The organism is Nocardiopsis halotolerans DSM 44410 (assembly GCF_000341065.1).
GTDB classification, from domain to species: Bacteria; Actinomycetota; Actinomycetes; order Streptosporangiales; family Streptosporangiaceae; genus Nocardiopsis; species Nocardiopsis halotolerans.
The window spans coordinates 1-18,841 of sequence record NZ_ANAX01000040.1 but is presented as its reverse complement, the minus strand read 5'-3'; the positions used below and the strand labels follow the sequence as shown (position 1 = coordinate 18,841).

Annotated in this window: 17 protein-coding genes; 16 read left to right on the top strand and 1 reads right to left on the bottom strand. The window is 71.9% G+C overall.

The window, feature by feature from the left end; translation table 11 throughout:
* Positions 1–131: 131 nt before the first annotated feature.
* From proC to ccsB, 10 genes are all read left to right on the top strand, one after another.
* Complete coding sequence (proC, locus tag D455_RS0103090; protein ID WP_017569305.1) at positions 132–926, top strand: pyrroline-5-carboxylate reductase; 795 nt, start codon at positions 132–134, stop codon at positions 924–926.
* A gap of 91 nt (positions 927–1,017) precedes the next feature.
* Positions 1,018–2,127, top strand: a complete 1,110-nt coding sequence (locus D455_RS29015; protein ID WP_017569304.1) for a hypothetical protein — start codon at positions 1,018–1,020, stop codon at positions 2,125–2,127.
* Between the two features lie 528 nt (positions 2,128–2,655).
* Positions 2,656–4,188 (top strand): hypothetical protein, encoded by a 1,533-nt coding sequence (locus tag D455_RS0103080; protein ID WP_017569303.1) that lies wholly within the window; start codon positions 2,656–2,658, stop codon positions 4,186–4,188.
* Between the two features lie 142 nt (positions 4,189–4,330).
* The gene (locus tag D455_RS0103075; RefSeq protein ID WP_017569302.1) at positions 4,331–5,473 is read left to right on the top strand and encodes an acetoin utilization protein AcuC; all 1,143 of its coding nucleotides are present in this window, start codon (positions 4,331–4,333) and stop codon (positions 5,471–5,473) included.
* Between the two features lie 210 nt (positions 5,474–5,683).
* Positions 5,684–6,481: a phosphatase gene (locus tag D455_RS0103070; protein WP_017569301.1), complete on the top strand. Its 798-nt coding sequence runs from the start codon at positions 5,684–5,686 to the stop codon at positions 6,479–6,481.
* A gap of 244 nt (positions 6,482–6,725) precedes the next feature.
* Positions 6,726–6,929, top strand: coding sequence for a helix-turn-helix domain-containing protein (locus D455_RS0103065; RefSeq protein WP_013155995.1), 204 nt, complete (start codon positions 6,726–6,728; stop codon positions 6,927–6,929).
* A gap of 247 nt (positions 6,930–7,176) precedes the next feature.
* Entirely contained in the window at positions 7,177–7,956 is a 780-nt protein-coding gene (locus D455_RS0103060) for a TlpA family protein disulfide reductase (protein WP_152486990.1), read from the top strand.
* The gene (locus D455_RS0103055; RefSeq protein WP_017569299.1) at positions 7,956–8,765 is read left to right on the top strand and encodes a cytochrome c biogenesis CcdA family protein; all 810 of its coding nucleotides are present in this window, start codon (positions 7,956–7,958) and stop codon (positions 8,763–8,765) included. The genes D455_RS0103060 and D455_RS0103055 overlap by 1 nt, the downstream gene beginning before the upstream one ends.
* Positions 8,765–10,453 carry a cytochrome c biogenesis protein ResB gene (gene resB / locus D455_RS29010; protein ID WP_017569298.1) on the top strand — a complete coding sequence of 563 codons (1,689 nt, stop codon included), beginning with the start codon at positions 8,765–8,767 and terminating at the stop codon, positions 10,451–10,453. Before D455_RS0103055 ends, resB begins: the two co-directional genes overlap by 1 nt.
* 3 nt (positions 10,454–10,456) lie before the next feature.
* Positions 10,457–11,473, top strand: coding sequence for a c-type cytochrome biogenesis protein CcsB (gene ccsB / locus D455_RS0103045; protein ID WP_017569297.1), 1,017 nt, complete (start codon positions 10,457–10,459; stop codon positions 11,471–11,473).
* A 122-nt stretch (positions 11,474–11,595) separates the two neighbouring features.
* Here the strand turns inward: ccsB and D455_RS0103040 are convergent, their stop codons facing one another.
* Positions 11,596–12,345, bottom strand: coding sequence for a FadR/GntR family transcriptional regulator (locus D455_RS0103040; protein ID WP_017569296.1), 750 nt, complete (start codon positions 12,343–12,345; stop codon positions 11,596–11,598).
* A gap of 112 nt (positions 12,346–12,457) precedes the next feature.
* On the opposite strand from D455_RS0103040, the gene D455_RS0103035 reads away from it, so the two are divergent.
* The 6 genes from D455_RS0103035 to D455_RS0103005 all read left to right on the top strand — a co-directional run bounded on the left by D455_RS0103035 (position 12,458) and on the right by D455_RS0103005 (position 18,765).
* Complete coding sequence (locus D455_RS0103035) at positions 12,458–14,209, top strand: dihydroxyacetone kinase family protein (RefSeq protein WP_017569295.1); 1,752 nt, start codon at positions 12,458–12,460, stop codon at positions 14,207–14,209.
* 109 nt (positions 14,210–14,318) lie between these two features.
* The gene (locus tag D455_RS0103030) at positions 14,319–14,789 is read left to right on the top strand and encodes a ribose-5-phosphate isomerase (RefSeq protein ID WP_017569294.1); all 471 of its coding nucleotides are present in this window, start codon (positions 14,319–14,321) and stop codon (positions 14,787–14,789) included.
* 4 nt (positions 14,790–14,793) lie between these two features.
* Positions 14,794–15,570, top strand: a complete 777-nt coding sequence (locus D455_RS0103025) for a triose-phosphate isomerase family protein (RefSeq protein ID WP_017569293.1) — start codon at positions 14,794–14,796, stop codon at positions 15,568–15,570.
* Positions 15,567–16,364, top strand: a complete 798-nt coding sequence (locus tag D455_RS0103020) for a sugar phosphate isomerase/epimerase family protein (RefSeq protein ID WP_017569292.1) — start codon at positions 15,567–15,569, stop codon at positions 16,362–16,364. The genes D455_RS0103025 and D455_RS0103020 overlap by 4 nt, the downstream gene beginning before the upstream one ends.
* The gene (locus D455_RS0103015) at positions 16,361–17,218 is read left to right on the top strand and encodes a phosphogluconate dehydrogenase C-terminal domain-containing protein (RefSeq protein ID WP_017569291.1); all 858 of its coding nucleotides are present in this window, start codon (positions 16,361–16,363) and stop codon (positions 17,216–17,218) included. The genes D455_RS0103020 and D455_RS0103015 overlap by 4 nt, the downstream gene beginning before the upstream one ends.
* An 83-nt stretch (positions 17,219–17,301) precedes the next feature.
* Complete coding sequence (locus D455_RS0103005) at positions 17,302–18,765, top strand: GntP family transporter (RefSeq protein WP_017569289.1); 1,464 nt, start codon at positions 17,302–17,304, stop codon at positions 18,763–18,765.
* Positions 18,766–18,841 lie beyond the last annotated feature (76 nt).

Genomic DNA, 18,841 nt, shown 5'->3' with positions numbered 1-18,841 from the left:
TGGAGCGCCGAGCCCGCCACAGGTCCAGGATCAGCGCGAACGGGGCGGGCCGGGTGTCCACGGAGTGAGACCAGTGTCCACGCGGGGCCGCCGGTGCCGTTAGCGTGGAGGTATCCGCAGGAAGGACCTTCATGATCGCGATCATCGGTGCCGGGAAGATGGGCGAGGCGCTGCTCGCCGGAATGCTGGCCAAGGGCCACGCGCCGGGGGACGTCCTCGTCACCGAACCCCGTGAGGAGCACGCTGAGGAGCTGCGCGGGCGCTACGGGATCGAGGTGGTCCCCGCCGAGGACGCCGCCAAGCGCGCCGACACCCTGCTGATCGCCCTCAAACCCCAGGACATGGTGGCGCTCCTGGACGGTCTGGCGCCGCACCTGTCCTCCGACCGCCTCGTGATCTCCGTCGCGGCCGGGATCACCACCTCAGTGCTGGAGGGCCACCTGCCCGCCGGGACGCCCGTCGTCCGGGCGATGCCCAACACCCCCGCCCTCATGGGGCAGGGGATGACCGCCGTCGCGGGCGGCGCCCACACCGGCGAGGCCCACCTGGACCGAGCCGAGGCGCTCCTGGCCGCGGTCGGCGAGGTGATCCGCGTGGGCGAGCAGCACATGGACACCGTCACCGCCATCTCCGGCAGCGGGCCCGCCTACTTCTACTTCATCGCCGAGACGATGATCGAGGCCGGTGTGGCGATGGGGATGCCGCGCGCCACCGCCCAGAAGCTGGTCGGCCAGACCATCACGGGCGCCGCCGCCATGCTCAACGACTCGGGGGAGCACCCGGTCGTGCTGCGCGAGGCCGTCACCTCGCCGGGCGGCACCACCGCGGCGGCCCTGCGCGAACTGGAGCGGCACGGCGTGCGCACGGCCTTCACGGACGCCATCGAGGCGGCCCGGGACCGGAGCAGCGCCCTCTCGGGCAGCTAGCGGCGTCCGGGGAGGGGCCCGGTGTAGGGTGCGCACGTCCCCCTGATCCCGTGTGCGCGGGACATCCCCCTCCTCCGACCCTGGACCCCCCATGACCTCCCCCTCCCCCTCCCCCGCCTCCGACTCCTCTCCGGCGCCCAACGGGGACTCCCCCGGTCCGGACGCGGTCCCCGACACACCACCGCCCTCCCCGAAACCGCGGCGGTGGGGCCCGCTCCTCACCGCGGCCGGACTGGCCGTGGCCCTGCCCGCCGCCCTGGTCGGCGTGTGGCAGGCGGGGGAGTGGCGGCTGCGCGTGGCCGACGCCGCCCACGCCCGGGGCGAGTGCGGTGACTCCGAGGCCGTCGCCGCCTACGAGGGCGTGGAGGACCTCTTCCAGCTGTCCTTCTCCTCGTCGCTGACGGACCGCGCCCGCGCGGGCGCCGAGGCCTGCGGGCTTCTGGAGCGGGCGCGGGCCGACGTGGCCGCCGGTGAGTACGAGCAGGCCCTGGCCTCCTACGGCACCTACTTCGAGCACCCCGCCGCACGCTGGGAGGACACCACCGCGCTCAGCGAGCTGTACGGGCCGGGCACCGGCGCGTACGCCGACGAGGACTGGTGTACGGCCTTCGAGCAGATCGGAATGTTCACCGACCTGCCCTGGGAACTCACCCCCGAGGTCGCCGAGCGCATCGACACCGAGTACCCGGACGCCGCGTTCCGCTGCGGCTGGGAGGGCGTCGACACGGGTGAGCTCGGCATCGCCGAGGACGCCGTCGCCGTCCTGGAGTCGGAGTACCCCGACCACGAGGCCGACGAGGTCGCGAGGATGGCCACCCACATCGGCGCCGGACGACTCGGGCAGAAGATGGACGCCATGATCCTTCACGAGGACGGGGAGCTCAGGATTGACCCCGTCGGGGGCTCCGGCAGCGGCGGGAGCGTCCTGGAGATCACCAACAGCACCCCTTACCTGATGCGTCTGCTCTACGTCGGGCCGGACGGAGCCCACGGCGACATCACCGCTTCCGCGTGCGACGGCTGCGAGGCCCACACCTCCTGCTACGGGCATGGCGAGGTCATGCGCGTGGAGTTGGAACCGGGTGAGTACCGGATGCTGTTGACCTGGGGCGGTCGCGGCGGCGGGCCGTTCCACAACACCTTCGACATCGCGGCCGGGACACTGTACGAGACCTGCTACTACTACTCTGACGAGGACTGACTCAGGGGGCGCGGTCGGCGGGTCGGAACCCGGCCCGCCGGAAGATGGCCGGAAGCGGCCCGCCCGGGAGGGGCCCGCGTCGGAGGGCCTGGGTAGGCTTGTTGACGGAGGGTGTACATGTCCCTTCCGATCCCGCGGGTGCGGGATCTCCCCCTTCTTCCGACTCCCTCAGGGTCCTCCATGACTTCTCCCCCTCCTCCTTCCGACCCCTCCCAGCCGCAGGGCGGCGGTCCTCCACCGCCCCAGGGCGGGACGCCGGGTCCTCCGCCGCCCGGGAACACACCCCACGGCGGCACACCGACGGGTGGTCACCCGACCGGGGGGACGCCCCAGGGCGGCACGCCCGCGAGCGGGACGCGCTCGGGCGGCGTCCCCGGCCCGCCCCCGGGCATGCTGCCTCCGAACGGCCCGCCGCCCGGTGGCCCGCCCCCGGGCGGGATGCCCCCGGGGGGACCGCCCCCTGGAGGGATGCCCCCCGGAGGGATGCCTCCAGGGGGACCGCCCCCCGGCGGAATGCCCCCCGGAGGGATGCCGCCGGGGCAGTTCGGCGCTCCTCCGCCGCCTCCCCCGAAGCCGCGCAGACTGGGCCTGTTCTCCTCGCCGTCGGGTCTGCGGGCCGCGCTGCTCAACGCCTCGGGCATGGGGGCCGGATACGTCTACCTGCGCAAGTGGTTGTTCTTCGCCGTCGCGCTCGCCGTCACCATCGGCCTGCTGGTCACCGCCGCGTTCATGGGCGCCGCCGACAACGCCCTGCTCTGGGCGGGCGTCCTCCTGGGCTGGTTCGTCGTCGCGGCCGTGCTCGGCCTCTTCGCCGGGCGCTCCAGTGACGAGCGCACCCTCAGCCGGGGCGAGCAGCCCTCCCGCAAGGTGGGGCCGCTCCTCACCGCGGCCGGGTTGGTGGTGGCCCTGCTCGCGGTCCTGGCCGGTGTGTGGCAGGCGGGGGAGTGGCGGCTGCGCGTGGCCGACGCCGCCCACGCCCGGGGCGAGTGCGGTGGCTCCGAGGCCGTCGCCGCCTACGAGGGCGTGGAGGACTTCTTCCAGCTGTCCTTCTCCTCGTCGCTGATGGAGCGCGCCCGCTCGGGTGTCGAGGCCTGCGGGCTTCTGGAGCGGGCGCAGGCCGACGTGGCCGCCGGTGAGTACGAACGGGCCCTGGCCTCCTACGGCACCTACTTCGAGCACCCCGCCGCACGCTGGGAGGACACCGACGGCGAGATCGCCGACATCCACCTCTCCTACGCCGCCAACCTGGCGGAGACGGCCGAGGAGGACTTCTCCGGCGAGGTCACCGACGAGTACCGCGAGAACATGCGGCGGGCGCACGAGATCTACAACGTGATCCCCGAGGACTACGAGGGCACCGCGGCCGCCGGGCAGGTCCCCGAGGAGCTCCTCAGGCTGTACGCACTGGGCACCAGCGAGTACGACGCCGAGAACTGGTGCGCGGCCTTCGACCAGATCGAGGTGTTCGCCGACCTGTCCTGGGAGGTCGTCCCCGAGGTCGCCGAGCGCATCGGCACCGAGCACCCGAACGCCGCGTTCCACTGCGGCTGGGACCGCGTCGACGCGGACGAGTTCGACGCCGCGGACGAGATCGTCTCCCTCCTGGAGTCGGACTACCCCGACCACGAGGCCGACGAGGTCGCGAGGATGGCCACCCACATCGGCGCCGGTCGCATCGAGGAGCGCATGGACGCCATGACCGCCCTCGACGAGGTCGAGTTCAACCCCTCTCCCACCGGCAGCTCCGGCAGTGACAAGACCGTCCTGGAGATCACCAACAACACGCCGAACGAGATGCAGTTCCTCTACGTCGGCCCGGACGGCGTCCACGACGAGATCATCACCCCCGCGTGCGAGGAGTGCGAGGTCTACACCTCGCCGCCCACGGGCAACTCCTGCTTCGAGAACGGTGAGGTCATGCGCGTGGAGTTCGACCCGGGCGAGTACCGGCTCCTGCTGACCTCGACCGACATGGGCATCTTCAGCGCTCCCCTGCACGGAACCGTCGACTTCGCCGCCGGTGACCTGTACGAATCCTGCTACTACACCGTCGAGGAGTAGTCCTCTCCCCAAGGGCTCGCGGGCGGCGGGTCGGACCCCGGGGTTCGGCACGCCGCCCGCTTGTGCGTACTGTGTGCTTCGAAGCACGCACACCTGAAACGGGGGTCACCACATGGGAGGGCGCACGTCCTGCTCGCTGCGGGTGGCATGGGACGACGGACTCACCGCCTACGACTTCGGGCCGCAGCACCCGATGGCCCCGATACGCGTCGAGCTGACCATGGCGCTCAGCCGCGAACTCGGTGTCCTGGACGCTCCGGGGGTCGGCCTCCTGGACGTCGAACCGGCCTCGGACGAACTCCTGTCACTCGTGCACTCACCCGCCTACATCGAGGCGGTCAAGCGCGCGGGGCGCACGCTCGAACCCGACGACGTCCACATGCTGGGCACCCCCGACAACCCCGTCTTCAAGGACATGCACGACGCCGCCGCGCTCATCTCCGGCGCGTCCGTGGCCGCCGCGCGGGCCGTGTGGAGTGGGGAGAGCGCGCACGCCGCCAACATCGCGGGCGGCCTGCACCACGCCATGCGCGGCAACGCGTGGGGCTTCTGCGTCTACAACGACCCCGCCCTGGCCATCGCCTGGCTCCTGGAACAGGGCGCCAAGCGCGTCGCCTACGTGGACGTGGACGTCCACCACGGAGACGGAGTCCAGAGCGCCTTCTACGACGATCCCCGCGTACTCACCATCAGCCTCCACGAGTCGCCGGCGACCCTCTTCCCCGGAACCGGCCAGGCGTCGGAGACCGGTGGTCCGGGCGCCGAGGGGTACGCGGTCAACGTCGCCCTCCCCGCGGGTACNCGCGCCTTCGACGCCGTCGTGCCGCCGCTGCTGCACGAGTTCCAGCCGGAGATCCTGGTCACCCAGCAGGGCTGCGACACCCACGCCCTGGACCCGCTCGCCAACCTCACCCTGAGCGTGGACGGTCAGCGGCGTGCCTACGCCGAGCTGCACGAACTCGCCCGCAAGACGGCGGGCGGCCGCTGGCTGCTGTTCGGCGGAGGCGGCTACGGGCTGGTGCACGTCGTCCCCCGTGCCTGGACCCACCTGCTGGGCGAGGCCGCGGGGCACCCCATCGATCCCGACACCGAGACCCCGCAGGGCTGGCGGAACTTCGTCCGCGAGCGCACCGGGGAGCTGGCGCCGCTGTACATGACCGACGGGCGCGAGATCGAGTTCGCCCCCTTCGTGGAGGGCTACGACCCCGGCGACCCGGTGGACCGCGCCATCCACGCGACCCGTACCGCCGTCTTCCCCAGCCACGGGATCGACCCGAGCCTGTAGCGTGCCCGTATCCCCCGTCCGGCCGGTGGGCGCTCCGAGCGGCCCGGATAACACCCCGGTGTCGACCGGCGTGAATTCCCCGGGAGCCGCGCGTGACACGCGCGGAGCGGGTAGGACAGAGGTTGAATACCGGGCGAACAGGAGCAGGCGTCGTGGTGGCCGCACGGCGTGGCGCACGCTCGCTGCGCAGACGAGGAAGGGGAACGCCAGGTGACGCCGCCCACACGCGCTGAACTCATCACCTATCTGGTGCGCACGGGGATCGCCGGACACGTCGACACTCCACGCCAGAACAACCTTCGGCACTACCGGCGGCTCGTGCAGAAGGACCCCTACCACCAGTTCGGCCTGACGTTCGCCCACGACTGGACCTTCTCCGAGGTCCTCGCCCTGATGAGCAAGCGCTGCGGTGTGGTGGCCGACGAGGAGTACGTGTGGGGGATCGACACCATCGACCCCGACCTGACCATCGACGCCCTGGAGGCCCTCGCCGACCGCATGGCCCTGGCCGCCGAGCGCCGGGAGCGGGTCATGTTCGCCACCGGCCATCCCCGCAACCTCCGCGAGACCTACCGCACCTGGAAGGACGCTCTCGTCGAGCGTGGGTGCCAGGTCATCACCGCCGGGGGCGGCTACTCCTATGAAGTGACCACGGAACGACCCCCGAACCGGAGGATCGTGGTCTGGGAGGACGAGGTGGCGATCGTTACGGACGGACACCTCGCCCGTCACAGCCACCACCCCTTCGCCATGCGTGCCATTCTCGGGGACCTCGCGGACCGCGGTGAGGCGTGGCCGCAGTTGGTCATCGCGGATCACGGGTTCGCGGGTGCGGCGGGGGAGGCGGGGGTGCCCACGGTGGGCTTCGCCGACTGCAACGACCCCGCCCTGTTCCTCGCCGAATCGGAGGGGAAACTACTGGTCACGGTGCCTTTGGATGACGGATATCTGACCGAGGACTACGCCCCGCTGCGCGAATACGTTCTCGCGCGAGCCGGTCTCCTGTGACGGGGGAGGACCATTTATACCCACCGTTAAACCTCATCCGACCCGCCATCAACGCATAGCGCCGAAGACAGCACGAACGGCCTTTCGCTGAGGGGAACTCGGCTCTACCCTGAAAACGGACGTGTCAGTAGTGACAGCGACACGCTGGCGTGGCGTTGGGACGGGTACACCGGGGTCGCCGCCGTGCACCACGCCGGTTCGAAGGGTAGACAATGCTCACGTCCGGGAATGAGGGCGTCGGAAGATGAACGGGAGCAAGCCGCCTCTCGAAGAGGTCAGGTTCCTGACCGTGGCGGAGGTCGCCACGATCATGCGTGTGTCCAAGATGACCGTTTACCGAATGGTGCACTCGGGAGTTCTCCCCGCGATTCGCGTGGGACGTTCCTACCGGGTCCCCGAGCGGGCCGTGCACGACTACCTCCGCGAGGCTTTCGTCGAGGCTGGTTGATCCGGGCCCGGCCGACCGGCGCCATCCCCCGGCACCGGTCAGCCGACAACCCCCGGGGGGCGGTGTCCGACGGACACCGCCCCCCTCGGTTTCTCCCCCGCTCCGCCGTGCGGGGCCGACCGCCTCCCGGGCCCCTCCTGGCCGCATCGCCATGTGCCGGGGCGGCGGAACGGATCCCAGGGCATCTACTACACTTTGTCGTTGTTGTAGTCCGCCCTGTTCACACCCCGTTCGCGAGGTCCCCTCGATGGCCAGTACCAGCACCGGTAGGCGTCGACGCAGTGCCGTGCCGCGCCTGGCGGCGGCCGCGTTGGCCTCCGTCCTCGCCCTGACCGGCTGTGCCGGGGGCAACGAGATCCAGGCCAACAACGAGGACCAACGGTTCATCGCCGGTGACGGCAGCGCCACCGCCTTCGAGGCCGCCGAGCGGGTCGAGGCGCCCGACGTCACCGGGACCACCCTCGGCGGCGAGGAGATCTCCCTCAGCGACTACGAGGGCGGCATCGTCGTCCTCAACGTCTGGGCGAGCTGGTGCGGCCCCTGCCGGACCGAGCAGCCGGTCCTGGACGAGGTCCACACCGAGTACGCGGACCTGGGCGTGGACTTCCTCGGCGTGAACATCAAGGACGACGAGACCGCCGCCCGGGCCTACCTGGAGAGCAAGGACGTCGCCTACCCGAGCCTGTACGACCAGCCCGGCGCCGTGCCCCAGGCCTTCCGCGACACCGTCCCGCCGCGCTCCATCCCCAGCACGCTCGTCATCGGTCCCGAGGGCCGCATCGCCGCCCGCGTCATCGGTCCGACCACCTACGGGCAGCTGACCGACCTGCTCAACCCGCTGGTGGTCGAGTTCGGTCTCGGTGATCCCGAGGAGCGCCCCCGGGTCGCGGAGCAGGAGGCCGCCGACCCCTCGCGGGAACCCTCGGCGGACCCCGCGGACGAACCCCCGGGTGATCCCTCCGCCGACGCCGAGCAGCCCGCCGAGGGCGGCTCCGGTACGGCCGGGGACGAGCGGGACGACGGCTGATGGACGCGATCGGCTCCACCGTCCTCACCGGTTCCCTGCTCGCCGCGATCCCGCTGGCCCTGGCCGCGGGGCTGGTCTCCTTCCTCTCCCCGTGCGTGCTCCCGCTCGTGCCCGGCTACCTGTCCTACGTGACCGGGATGAGCGGAACACAGGTGCGCGAACGCACCGCGGCGGCCGGCGGCGGCACGGGGACCGCCACCGTCGCCGACCTCGACACCGAACTGGCCTCGCGCCGCTGGACCATGGTCACCGGCAGCGCCCTGTTCATCGCCGGGTTCACGCTGGTGTTCGTCGCCGTCGGCGGCTTCATCGGCTGGCTCGGCGAGATCCTCATGGACCACACCGACCCCATCACGCGTGTGCTCGGTGTCCTCACCATCGTCCTCGGCCTCGCCTTCATGGGCGTCATGCCGGGCTTCGGCCGCGAGTTCCGCTTCCACCGGCTGCCCCGCGCCGGACTCGCGGGCGCCCCCCTGCTCGGTGTCCTCTTCGGCCTCGGCTGGACCCCGTGCATCGGCCCCACCCTGGCCGCCGTGCAGACCCTCGCCTTCGTCGAGGGCGGCGCGGGGCGCGGCATGCTCCTCTCCCTGGCCTACTGCGTCGGACTCGGACTGCCGTTCGTCCTCGCCTCGCTCCTCTACCGGCGCGCCCTGGGCACCTTCGACTGGCTCAAGCGCCGCACCCGCGCGGTCACCGTGATCGGCGGGGCCATGCTCGTCCTGGTCGGTCTGGCGATGGTGACCGGACTGTGGACCCAACTGACCATCGCCATGCAGGGATGGGCCGCCGACTACCAGACGGTGATCTGATGAGCACGACCACGAACGACGCGGGAACCGACACCGGTCCCACGACCGAGAAGAGTGCGCGCCAACCCGGGGGACTGGGGCCGGTCGGCTGGCTGCGCTGGGCCTGGCGCGTCCTCACCTCGATGCGCACCGCCCTGATCCTGCTCTTCCTGCTGGCGGTCGGCGCCATCCCCGGCTCGATCCTGCCGCAGAACGTGGTCAGCGTCGCCGAGGTCCAGACCTACTTCGAGGAGCACCCCGACCTGGCCCCCTGGCTGGACCGGTTCCACCTCTTCGACGTGTTCTCCTCGCCCTGGTACGCGGCGATCTACCTGTTGCTGTTCGTCTCCCTGGCGGGCTGCGTGTTCCCCCGCGCGATGGCGCACGCCCGCGCGGTGCGGTCGCGGCCGGTGCGCACGCCCAGGAACCTGGGCCGGATGCCGTACGCGGCCAGGTTCACCACGGACGCCGACCCCGAGACGGTGCTGGAGCAGGCCCGCGGCGTCCTCAGGCGGTACCGGATCGAGCGTTACGGCGACTCGATCTCCACCGAGACCGGCTACCTGCGCGAGGCCGGGAACGTCCTGTTCCACCTCGCGCTGCTGGGTCTGCTGCTGGCCCTGGCCGCCGGATCCTTCTTCGGCTACCGGGGCAACCAGCTGCTGGTGGAGAACCAGGGGTTCGCCAACACCCTGACCTCCTACGACTCCTTCTACCCAGGGCACTGGACCGACACCGACGACCTGGAGCCGTTCTCCCTCCACCTGGAGGACTTCGAGGCGGAGTTCATCGAGGAGGGCGACCTGCGCGGGCAGGCCGAGTCCTACGTCGCCGACCTCACCTACAAGGAGACTCCGCGGAGCGGGGAGGAGCGGCACCAGCTGGAGGTCAACCACCCGCTCAGCGTGAACGGCGTGCAGGTCTACCTGCTCGGCCACGGGTACGCGCCGGAGTTCCAGGTGCGCAACGCCGAAGGCGAGGTGGTCTTCGACCAGGCGGTCCCGTTCCTGCACCGGAACACCGCCACCTACACCTCCGACGGCGTGGTCAAGGTGCCCGACACCGGAGGCGAGCAGCTCGGCTTCGTCGGCGTGTTCCTGCCGAGCGCGGTGGAGACCGAGAGCGGTGAACTCGTCTCCGACTTCCCCGACGCCCAGAACCCCCGGATCACGCTGGAGGGCTACCGGGGCGACCTCGGGCTGATCGATCCGCAGTCGGTCTACCAGCTCCAGACCAGCCAGATGGAGGAGCTCGGCAGCTCACCCGTGATGGAGGTCGGCGACACCTGGGAGCTGCCCGACGGCGCCGGGTCGATCACCTTCTCCGGGTACAGCGAGTACGTCAGCCTCCAGATCAACCGGGACGGCGCCCGGCTGCCCGCGCTCGCCGCGGCCTCCCTGGCCGTCGTCGGCCTGATCGTCACCCTGTTCGTCCGTCCGCGCCGCGTGTGGGTGCGCGCGACCAGGGGCGAGGACGGCCGTACCCGGGTGGAGCTGGCCGGTCTCGGCAAGACCGAGGCGGCCGGAAACAACGTGGAGTTCCACGAACTCACCACGGAGCTCGCCGGACGCCTCCGGGGCCGTTCGGACGGGGCCCCCGAACCCGAGCCGGATCCGGGCCCCGGTTCCGACTCCGAGCCCGACCCCGAGCCGAGCTCCGAAGCCAACCCACCACCCGACCCGCCAGAGTCGACGACAACGAGGGAGTGACCGGTGACGTACACACTCGCCGGAGCGATGGACGAGGTGATGACGTCAGTCAGTGACTCGTTGATCATCGCGATGATCGTCACGTACGCGGCAGCCCTGTTCCTCTTCGCCATCGAGGCCGCCTACGGACGACGTACCAAGCTCAGGGCCGGTCGGCTCATGCCGGTGAACGCCGGTGCGGCGTCCGGCGCCGAGCCGGACGCGAAGTCCGGTGCCGACGACGGCATCGAGGTGAACGTCCGCGGCACCGAGGGAGAGGCCAGGGCCCCCCAGAGCGTCCTGGGCGGGATCGCCCTGGGCGTGACGACGTTCGGCTTCCTCATGGGCGTGGCCCAGATCGTCACCCGCGGTCTGGCCGCCGACCGGTGGCCGTGGGGCAACATGTTCGAGTTCGTCGTGGCCCTGTGCCTGGTCGCGGTGGCCGGGCTGCTGTACGCGTCCTTCCGCTACCAGGCGCGCTTCCTCGGCGCGTTCGTGCTGGTCCCCGTCCTGCTCCTGTTGGGCATCGGCGTCCGCTGGCTGTACGTGGACCCGGGCCCGCTGATCCCCGCCCTGGACTCGTACTGGGTGCCCATCCACGTGACCGCGACGATCATCGCGGGCGGCGCCTTCATGGTCTCCGGCGCGGCCGGTGTCACCTACCTGGTGTCGCACCGGGCGGAGGCCAGGCGTGCCCTGGGGCAGAAGGTCGAGGGCATCGCCGGGCGCCTGCCCAGCCCGGAGCTGCTCGACCGGCTCTCCCACCGGTTCGTCCTCTTCGCCTTCCCGCTGTGGACCTTCGGCATCATCGCCGGCTCCATCTGGGCCGACGAGGCCTGGGGCCGCTTCTGGGGCTGGGACCCCAAGGAGGTCTGGTCCTTCATCTCCTGGGTGATCTACGCGGCCTACCTGCACGCCCGCGCCACCGGTGGTTGGCGCGGCCCCAAGGCGACCTGGATCAACGTGCTGGGATTCGCGACCGTCCTGTTCAACTTCTTCGCGGTGAACTACATGTTCAGCGGTCTGCACTCCTACGCCTGACCGCCCGGGGCGGGCACGCCCCGCGCCGCTCGTCCGAGTCCCCGTCCACGGCAGCCGTGGGCGGGGACTTCCGCTTGTGCGGGGAGGGGACCCGCGTTCCGGGAGGCGTCGTCCCGGGGGCCTCAGCGCTCCTCGGGCGCCTCGACCAGGCTCAGGATCCGTGCGCCCGCCGTGCCCATGTGCGCGAGCATGGCCTCGCGTGCCCCGTCCGCGTCGTGCCGTGCCACGGCTTCGAGCACCCGCGTGTGCTCGACGATGGCGGTACGGGCGTCCTCCTCCCTGGTCACACTCCGGTCCAGCCAGATCCTCAGGAGCGCGCGGACGCTCTGGAGGACGACGGCCAGGGTGTCGTTGCGCGCCACCGACGCCAGTTCCTGGTGGAAGAGGGCGTCGGCCTCGACGAAGGCGTCGTGGTCGTCCAGGGCCGCCTCCATGTTCGCCAGCTGTGCGTGAAGCCCGCGGACGTCCTCCGGCCGGGCGTTCTCCGCGGCGAGCTGGGCCACGAGCACCTCCAGGGCGGACCGGATCTGCACCAGGTCGCCGGTGTTGCGGTCGCCGAGCATCAGCCCCCAGCTCAGCGTCCGGGGGAGGAGCTCGGACACGCCCGCCTGGAGGTAGGTGCCCGAACCCGGGCGCACGTTGACGACGCCGAGGATCTCCAGCGCGGCCAGTGCCTCGCGCACGGCGGAGCGTCCGGTGCCCAGCATCTCGGCGAGCTGGCGCTCGGAGGGCAGCCGGGAACCGGGGGTGAGGGTGCCGCTGGTGAAGTACGCCAGGAGCTCGGCCGCGACGGCCGCCGAGGGGGTGCGCGCGGGGATCGGGGCGAGCTGGGCACCGAGATTTTCGGCTGGATCCGTGGGATAGGCGGGCATGCGGGAATCCTAGTGGAAACAAATTGGTCAACCGGTTGACTTATTGCTGTGACCTTGGTTTATTGGTCACCAATCGCGCCCGAACGTGGAGCAGATCACAGGAGACTGGCCGATGACCCGCTTGTACAACAGCCCCGAGGCGTTCGCCGATGAGCTCGTGGACGGCTTCGTCGCGGCCAACCACCGGTGGGTCCGCCGCGTGCGCGGCGGCGTGGTCCGTGCGGACGCGGTGCGGCCGGGAACCGTGGCGGTGGTGGTCGGCGGCGGGTCGGGGCACTACCCGGCCTTCGGCGGCCTGGTGGGCCCCGGACTGGCCGACGGCGCGGCCATGGGGAACCTCTTCGCCTCCCCGTCGGCCCAGCAGGTCCACTCCGTGGCCAGGGCGGCGGAGCGCGGGGGCGGCGTCCTGCTGTCCTACGGCAACTACGCGGGCGACGTCCTCCAGTTCGGCCTCGCGCAGGAGCGGCTGCGGGCCGAGGGCCTGGCGTGCGAGACGGTCGTCGTGACGGACGACGTCGCGAGCGCCCCGGCCGGGGAACGCGACCGCCGCAGGGGCATCGCGGGCGACCTGTTCGTCTTCAAGGCCGCCGGTGCCGCCGCCGCCCAGGGCCGTCCGCTCGACGACGTGGCGCGCGTCGCCGCCAAGGCCAACGACCGCGTCCGCTCCTTCGGCGTCGCGTTCGGCGGGTGCACGCTCCCCGGCGCCGACGCACCGCTGTTCACCGTTCCGGAGGGCCGCATGGCGGTGGGCATGGGCATCCACGGCGAGCCCGGAACCGACGAGACGGACGTGCCGAGCGCCGACGGACTCGCCGAACTCCTCGTCGCGAAACTGCTGGAGGAGATCCCGCCGGGGGCCGACGGCCGACGCGCGGCGGTGGTCCTCAACGGTCTCGGGTCCGTGAAGTACGAGGAGCTCTTCGTCGTCTACCGCCGCGTCAACCAGCTCCTCGGCCGCCAGGGCGTCGAGGTGGTCGAGCCCGAGGTCGGCGAACTCGTCACGAGCTTCGACATGGCGGGCGTGTCCCTCACCCTCGCCTGGCTGGACGACGAACTGGAGGAGGCGTGGCGCGCCCCGGCCGCCTCGCCCGCCTACCGGAAGGTCGTCGCGCCGTCCCCGGCCCCGGACGCCGTGCGGATCGGGACCGGCCGGGGCGAGGACACCGACACCGTCCCGCCAGCGAGCGAGGAGTCCCGCGCGGCGGCGTGGACGGTGCTCCGGGCCCTGGACACGATCCACGAGACCGTCGACGCCCACGCCGAGGAGCTGGGGCGGATCGACGCGGTCGCCGGAGACGGCGACCACGGGATCGGCATGCGTCGCGGTGCCGTCGCCGCTCAGGAGGCGGCACGGGACGCGGCCGACCACGGCGGCGGCGCGGGCACCGTCCTCGCCCGCGCCGCCGACGGATGGGCCGACCGCGCCGGGGGCACGTCCGGCGCGCTGTGGGGCGTCATCCTCCGCACGGTCGCCGACGAACTCGGCGACGAGCACGCGCCCGACCCCGCCCGCGTGAGCGCCGGGATCGAGAAGGCCGCCGTCAAGGTCGCCGAGCTGGGAGGGGCGCGGATCGGCGACAGGACCATGCTCGACGTCCTCGCACCCCTGTCCGACACCCTGGCCGACGCCCTCCGGAGGGGCGACGACCCGGTCACCGCGTGGGAGGCGGCGGCGCGCGTCGCACGCGAGAGGGCCGACGCCACCGCCGACCTGGTACCGCGCATGGGACGGGCGCGGCTGCACACCGTCCGGGGCCGGGGCACGCCCGACGCCGGCGCCGCCTCGCTCGCCCTCCTCGCCGAGGCTCTGCGGGACGCCCTCCGCGCGGCGACCGGTCACGACCGCGGGGGTTCCCGCCAGTGACCGGAGCGCCTCGAGGGGACGGACGGCCACTCCTCACGAGCCACCCCGGACGAACACGCACGAACCACATCCGGCCCTCCGGGGCCGCCCAACGACGTACGGAGGGACCATGACCGACAGGCTGCGCATCGTCGTCGGATCGGACGACGCGGGATTCGAGTACAAGGAGGCGCTCAAGGCCGACCTGGAGACCAGCGAGCTCGTCGCCTCGGTCACCGACGTCGGCGTGGACCGGACGGGGAGGACCCCGTACCCGACCATCGCGACCCAGGCGGCGGAGATGGTCGCGGACGGCCGGGTCGACCGCGCGCTGCTGGTGTGCGGGACCGGCCTGGGCGTGGCGATCTCCGCGAACAAGGTCCCCGGGGTGCGCGCCGTGACCGCGCACGACAGCTTCTCGGTGGAGCGGTCCGTGCTGAGCAACGACGCCCAGGTCCTGACCTTCGGCCAGCGGGTCGTCGGCCTCGAACTGGCGCGCCGCCTCACCCGGGAGTGGCTCACGTACCGCTTCGACCCCGCGAGCCCCTCGGCCGAGAAGGTCCGGGTGCTCACCGGTTACGAACAGTCGCGGGAGCACTGATCCCATGCCCCCCGACTTCGTCATCGGCGTCAGCCTGAAGATGTACTTCTCGCACGCGCGGACACTCGCCTGGTGCCGTGAGGTGGACGAGACGGCCGGCGCGCACCCCGCGGTCCGCTCCGGTGCGGCCGAACTCGTCGTCCTGCCGACCTTCCCCGCGCTCGTGCCGGTCCGCGCCCTGCTCGGGGACTCCGTCCGGGTCGGCGCCCAGGACCTGGCCGTCGCCGACCGGGGGGCCTTCACGGGTGAGGTCGGCGGACCGGAGCTGGCCGAGGTCGGCTGCGCGTTCGCCGAGGTCGGGCACGCCGAGCGGCGGAACGTGGTCGGTGAGACGGACGAGACCGTGGGCCGCAAGCTCGCCGCCGCCCTGCGCAACGGCCTGACACCGATCGTGTGCGTCGGCGAGGCGGTCCGCACGGACCCCTCCGACGCCGCGCGGACGGTGTCGGAGGAACTGCGCCGGTTGCTCGCCCCCGCACGCGCGGAGGGCCTGTCCGGCCGCGTCGTCGTGGCGTACGAGCCCCACTGGGCCATCGGCGCCAGCGAGTCCGCGCCCGTCGACCACATCGCCGCCGTGTGCCGCCGCCTCCGGAGCGACCTCCGCGCGGACGCGGACCTCCCCGACAGCCGGGTCATCTACGGCGGCAGCGCCGGGCCGGGACTGCTCACCGAGCTCGGCGACGCGGTCCAGGGGCTCTTCCTGGGCCGCTTCGCCCACGATCCCCGCGCCCTGACACGCGTCCTCGACGAAGCACTCGCCCTCACGGAGACGAAGCCATGATCGGTCTGAGCACCTACGCCTACCTGTGGCGATGGTCGGAGTACGCCCCCGACCCGTTCACGCTGGAGCACATGCTCCACGACACCGCCGGCCTCGGCGCGGACGTCTTCCAGATCTGCGACTACCCGCCGCTGGAGCACATGGACGACCGGGAGCTCGCCCGCGTCCGCGCCGTCGCCGACGACCTCGGCCTCACCCTCGAAGTCGGCACGCGGGGCGTCACACCCGACCACCTGCGCCGCTACCTCCGCATCTCCACGGCCCTGGGCTCGACCCTCGTGCGTTCGATGGTCAGGCCCGGGAACGGCGAGCCCTCCCTGGAGGAGACGGCCGACGTCCTGGCCCGGACGGTCCCCGAGTACGCCGACCAGGGCGTCGAACTCGGCCTGGAGACCTACGAGCAGGTCCCCACCCGGGAGCTCGTGCGCCTCGTGGAGGACGTCGCGCACCCCGCACTGGGCATCGTCCTGGACCCCGGCAACTGCGTGGCCGCCCTGGAGCACCCGACCGACGTCGTCGACCGCGTCGCGCCCCACGTGAAGAACCTGCACGTGAAGGACTTCGCCTTCAGCAGGCGAGACGGGTGGGTCGGCTTCACCCTCGCGGGCGCCCCGCTCGGCGAGGGGCTCCTGGACTACGACGACGTGGTCCGCCGGGTCCGCCCGGTCGAGCGCGGCATCTCCCAGGTGATCGAGCACTGGCTCCCCTGGACCGACGACTTCGCGACGACGGCACGCGCCGAACGGCGATGGACCGAACACGACATCGACTACCTCAGGAGAAGGAACCCATGAGCGTCAACGACCTGACCATCGCCGTCATCGGCGCCGGCGGAAAGATGGGCCAGCGCGTCTCGAACAACCTCCGGCGCACCGAGGCCACCGTCCGCTACGCGGAGAACTCGCCCGCCGGGCAGGAGCGCGTCCGCGACCTGGGCCTCACGGTCACCCCGACCGAGGACGCGGTCCGGGACGCCGACGTCGTGATCCTCGCGGTCCCGGACGTCGTGCTCGGCGCGGTGAGCGAGGAGATCGTTCCCCAGCTCAGGGCGGGCGCCATCGTCCTCACCCTCGACCCCGCCGCCGCCTACGCCGGGCTGCTCCTCCAGCGCGAGGACGTCGAGTACGTCTGCGCCCACCCCGCGCACCCGTCGATCTTCCTGGAGCGCACCACGAAGGAGGAGTACGCCGACACCTTCGGCGGGATCGCCGCGCCCCAGCACTCCGTGGCGGCGGTCGACAGCGGGAACGAGGCCGTCAAGGAGACCGCCGAGAAGGTCATCCGCACCATGTACGCGCCGGTCATCGACGTGCACTGGGTGAGCGTCAAGCAGCTCGCGGTCCTGGAGCCGACCCTCGTCGAGACGATCGCCTGCATGGTCGGCGAGCTCCTCAAGGAGGCGCTGGAGGAGACCGTCAACACCGTGGGGGTCCCGCGCCCGGCCGCCGAGGCCCTGTTCCACGGCCACATCCAGGTGGCCCTGGCCAACGCCCTGCGCGGCGACAACCCGTTCTCCGACGCCTGCCACATCGCGATGGGGCACGGCCGTCAGCTCATCGTCAGGGACGACTGGAAGCGGGTCTTCGACGACGCGGTCCTCGACGACACCATCACCAAGATGCTGAAGATCGACGCCATCAGGCGCTGATCTCCGGCTCATCCCCCCACTGGTCGGCCGCGGCGGCCGTCCCGCCGCGCACCGACGACCAGTGACGCACGGAGAGGTTCCCCATGAGTGTTCTCGTCCTCGTCATCATCGCGGCGGCGGCGATCGCCGCCCTGCTGGCCCTCGTCATGTGGGCGAAGGTCCCGGCGTTCGTCGCTCTGCTGCTCGTCGCCGTCGTGACGGCCGCCGTGAGCGGCATGCCGCTCGAAGAGATCATTCCGACCGTCATCGAGGGCATGGGAGGAACCCTCGGGAGCGTCGCCCTGCTCGTCGGCCTGGGCGCCATGCTCGGGGCCATCGTCGAGAGGACCGGCGGCGCCGAGGTGCTCGCCACGAGGTTCGTCCGCAGACTCGGCAGGAAGCGGGCCGGTCCGGCGCTCCTCCTGGCGTCGGCCCTCATCGCCATCCCGATCTTCTTCGACGTCGGCTTCATCGTCCTCGTGCCGATCATGTTCAGCTTCGCCAAGGCCGCCGGTCACCGTTCGCCGGTCTTCGTCGGGGTCCCGATCGCCGGGTTCATGGTCTACATCCACAACACGGTCCCGCCGCACCCGGGTGTCACCGGGAGCAGCACCCTGCTGGGCGCCGACGTCGGCCTCGTGACGCTCGTGGGGATCCTCCTCCTGATCCCGCTGGGTCCGCTCGCGTACTACACCTCGAAGATGATCACCTCGCGTCGCGAGTTCCCGATCGACCCGATCGTCCGGGAACGCTTCGACCGGACGATCGGCCAGGAGTCCGACGGCGGATCCGGCGGGGTCACCGCCGGTCCGGAGACCGACGGCGGTTCCCACGACGGCGGTTCCCACGAGGGCGGCGCGGTGAAGACCGCCGTGGCCACCAGGCGGGTGACGAAGCCGGGGCCGGGCGCGGTCGCGACCATGATCCTGCTGCCGATCCTCATGATCCTCGTCGGCACGGTCGGCGGCCTCGTGCTGGACCCCGGGACCACCGCGGGCCGCGTCACGTCCCTGGTGGGCCAGCCCGCGTTCGCCCTGCTGGTCGCCGTCGTCCTCGCCATGTACGTGCTCGGCGCGCGCAACGGCTGGGGGCGCCAGGAGGTCGGCGAGATCATGGACGCCTCGCTGGCACCGGCCGCGATCGTCGTCTTCGTCACCGGCGCGGGCGGGGTCTTCGCCAGCGTGCTGACCGAGACCGGCATCGGGGAGACGATCTCGGAACTGCTGGTCGGCACCGGTCTTCCGGTCCTGTTCCTGGCGTTCCTGCTCGCCACCGTCTTCAAGGTCGCCCAGGGGTCGGGCACCGTCGCGACCCTCGCCGCCGCGGGACTCGTGCAGTCGACCGTGACGGGCGGCGCCTTCTCCGACCTCCAGACCGTGCTCGTCGTCCTGGCGATCGGCTGCGGTTCGGTGGCGCTGTCCCACATCAACGACTCGGGCTTTTGGATCGCCACCCGCTTCCTCGGGCTGTCGGTGGCCGACGGCCTGCGGACCTGGACCGTCCTGGCGACCGTGCTGGGCTGGACGGGCATGCTCATCATCACCGCCCTCTGGTTCCTGGTGGGCTGAGCGCCTGTCGCGTGAGGCCGGAGCCGCACGCGGGGCGTTCGCCGACTCCGAGCGCGGACGGGGCGCGCGGCCGAAA

What these genes read in the sequence shown, in the direction of transcription:
- D455_RS0103035 (WP_017569295.1), top strand. Translation starts at nt 12,458, where the DNA reads ATGACCCGCTTGTACAACAGCCCCGAGGCGTTCGCCGATGAGCTCGTG.
- proC (WP_017569305.1), top strand. Translation starts at nt 132, where the DNA reads ATGATCGCGATCATCGGTGCCGGGAAGATGGGCGAGGCGCTGCTCGCC.
- D455_RS0103025 (WP_017569293.1), top strand. Translation starts at nt 14,794, where the DNA reads ATGCCCCCCGACTTCGTCATCGGCGTCAGCCTGAAGATGTACTTCTCG.
- D455_RS0103060 (WP_152486990.1), top strand. Translation starts at nt 7,177, where the DNA reads ATGGCCAGTACCAGCACCGGTAGGCGTCGACGCAGTGCCGTGCCGCGC.
- resB (WP_017569298.1), top strand. Translation starts at nt 8,765, where the DNA reads ATGAGCACGACCACGAACGACGCGGGAACCGACACCGGTCCCACGACC.
- D455_RS0103005 (WP_017569289.1), top strand. Translation starts at nt 17,302, where the DNA reads ATGAGTGTTCTCGTCCTCGTCATCATCGCGGCGGCGGCGATCGCCGCC.
- D455_RS0103020 (WP_017569292.1), top strand. Translation starts at nt 15,567, where the DNA reads ATGATCGGTCTGAGCACCTACGCCTACCTGTGGCGATGGTCGGAGTAC.
- D455_RS0103055 (WP_017569299.1), top strand. Translation starts at nt 7,956, where the DNA reads ATGGACGCGATCGGCTCCACCGTCCTCACCGGTTCCCTGCTCGCCGCG.
- D455_RS0103015 (WP_017569291.1), top strand. Translation starts at nt 16,361, where the DNA reads ATGAGCGTCAACGACCTGACCATCGCCGTCATCGGCGCCGGCGGAAAG.
- D455_RS0103040 (WP_017569296.1), bottom strand. Translation starts at nt 12,345, where the DNA reads ATGCCCGCCTATCCCACGGATCCAGCCGAAAATCTCGGTGCCCAGCTC.
- D455_RS29015 (WP_017569304.1), top strand. Translation starts at nt 1,018, where the DNA reads ATGACCTCCCCCTCCCCCTCCCCCGCCTCCGACTCCTCTCCGGCGCCC.
- D455_RS0103065 (WP_013155995.1), top strand. Translation starts at nt 6,726, where the DNA reads ATGAACGGGAGCAAGCCGCCTCTCGAAGAGGTCAGGTTCCTGACCGTG.
- D455_RS0103030 (WP_017569294.1), top strand. Translation starts at nt 14,319, where the DNA reads ATGACCGACAGGCTGCGCATCGTCGTCGGATCGGACGACGCGGGATTC.
- D455_RS0103080 (WP_017569303.1), top strand. Translation starts at nt 2,656, where the DNA reads ATGCCGCCGGGGCAGTTCGGCGCTCCTCCGCCGCCTCCCCCGAAGCCG.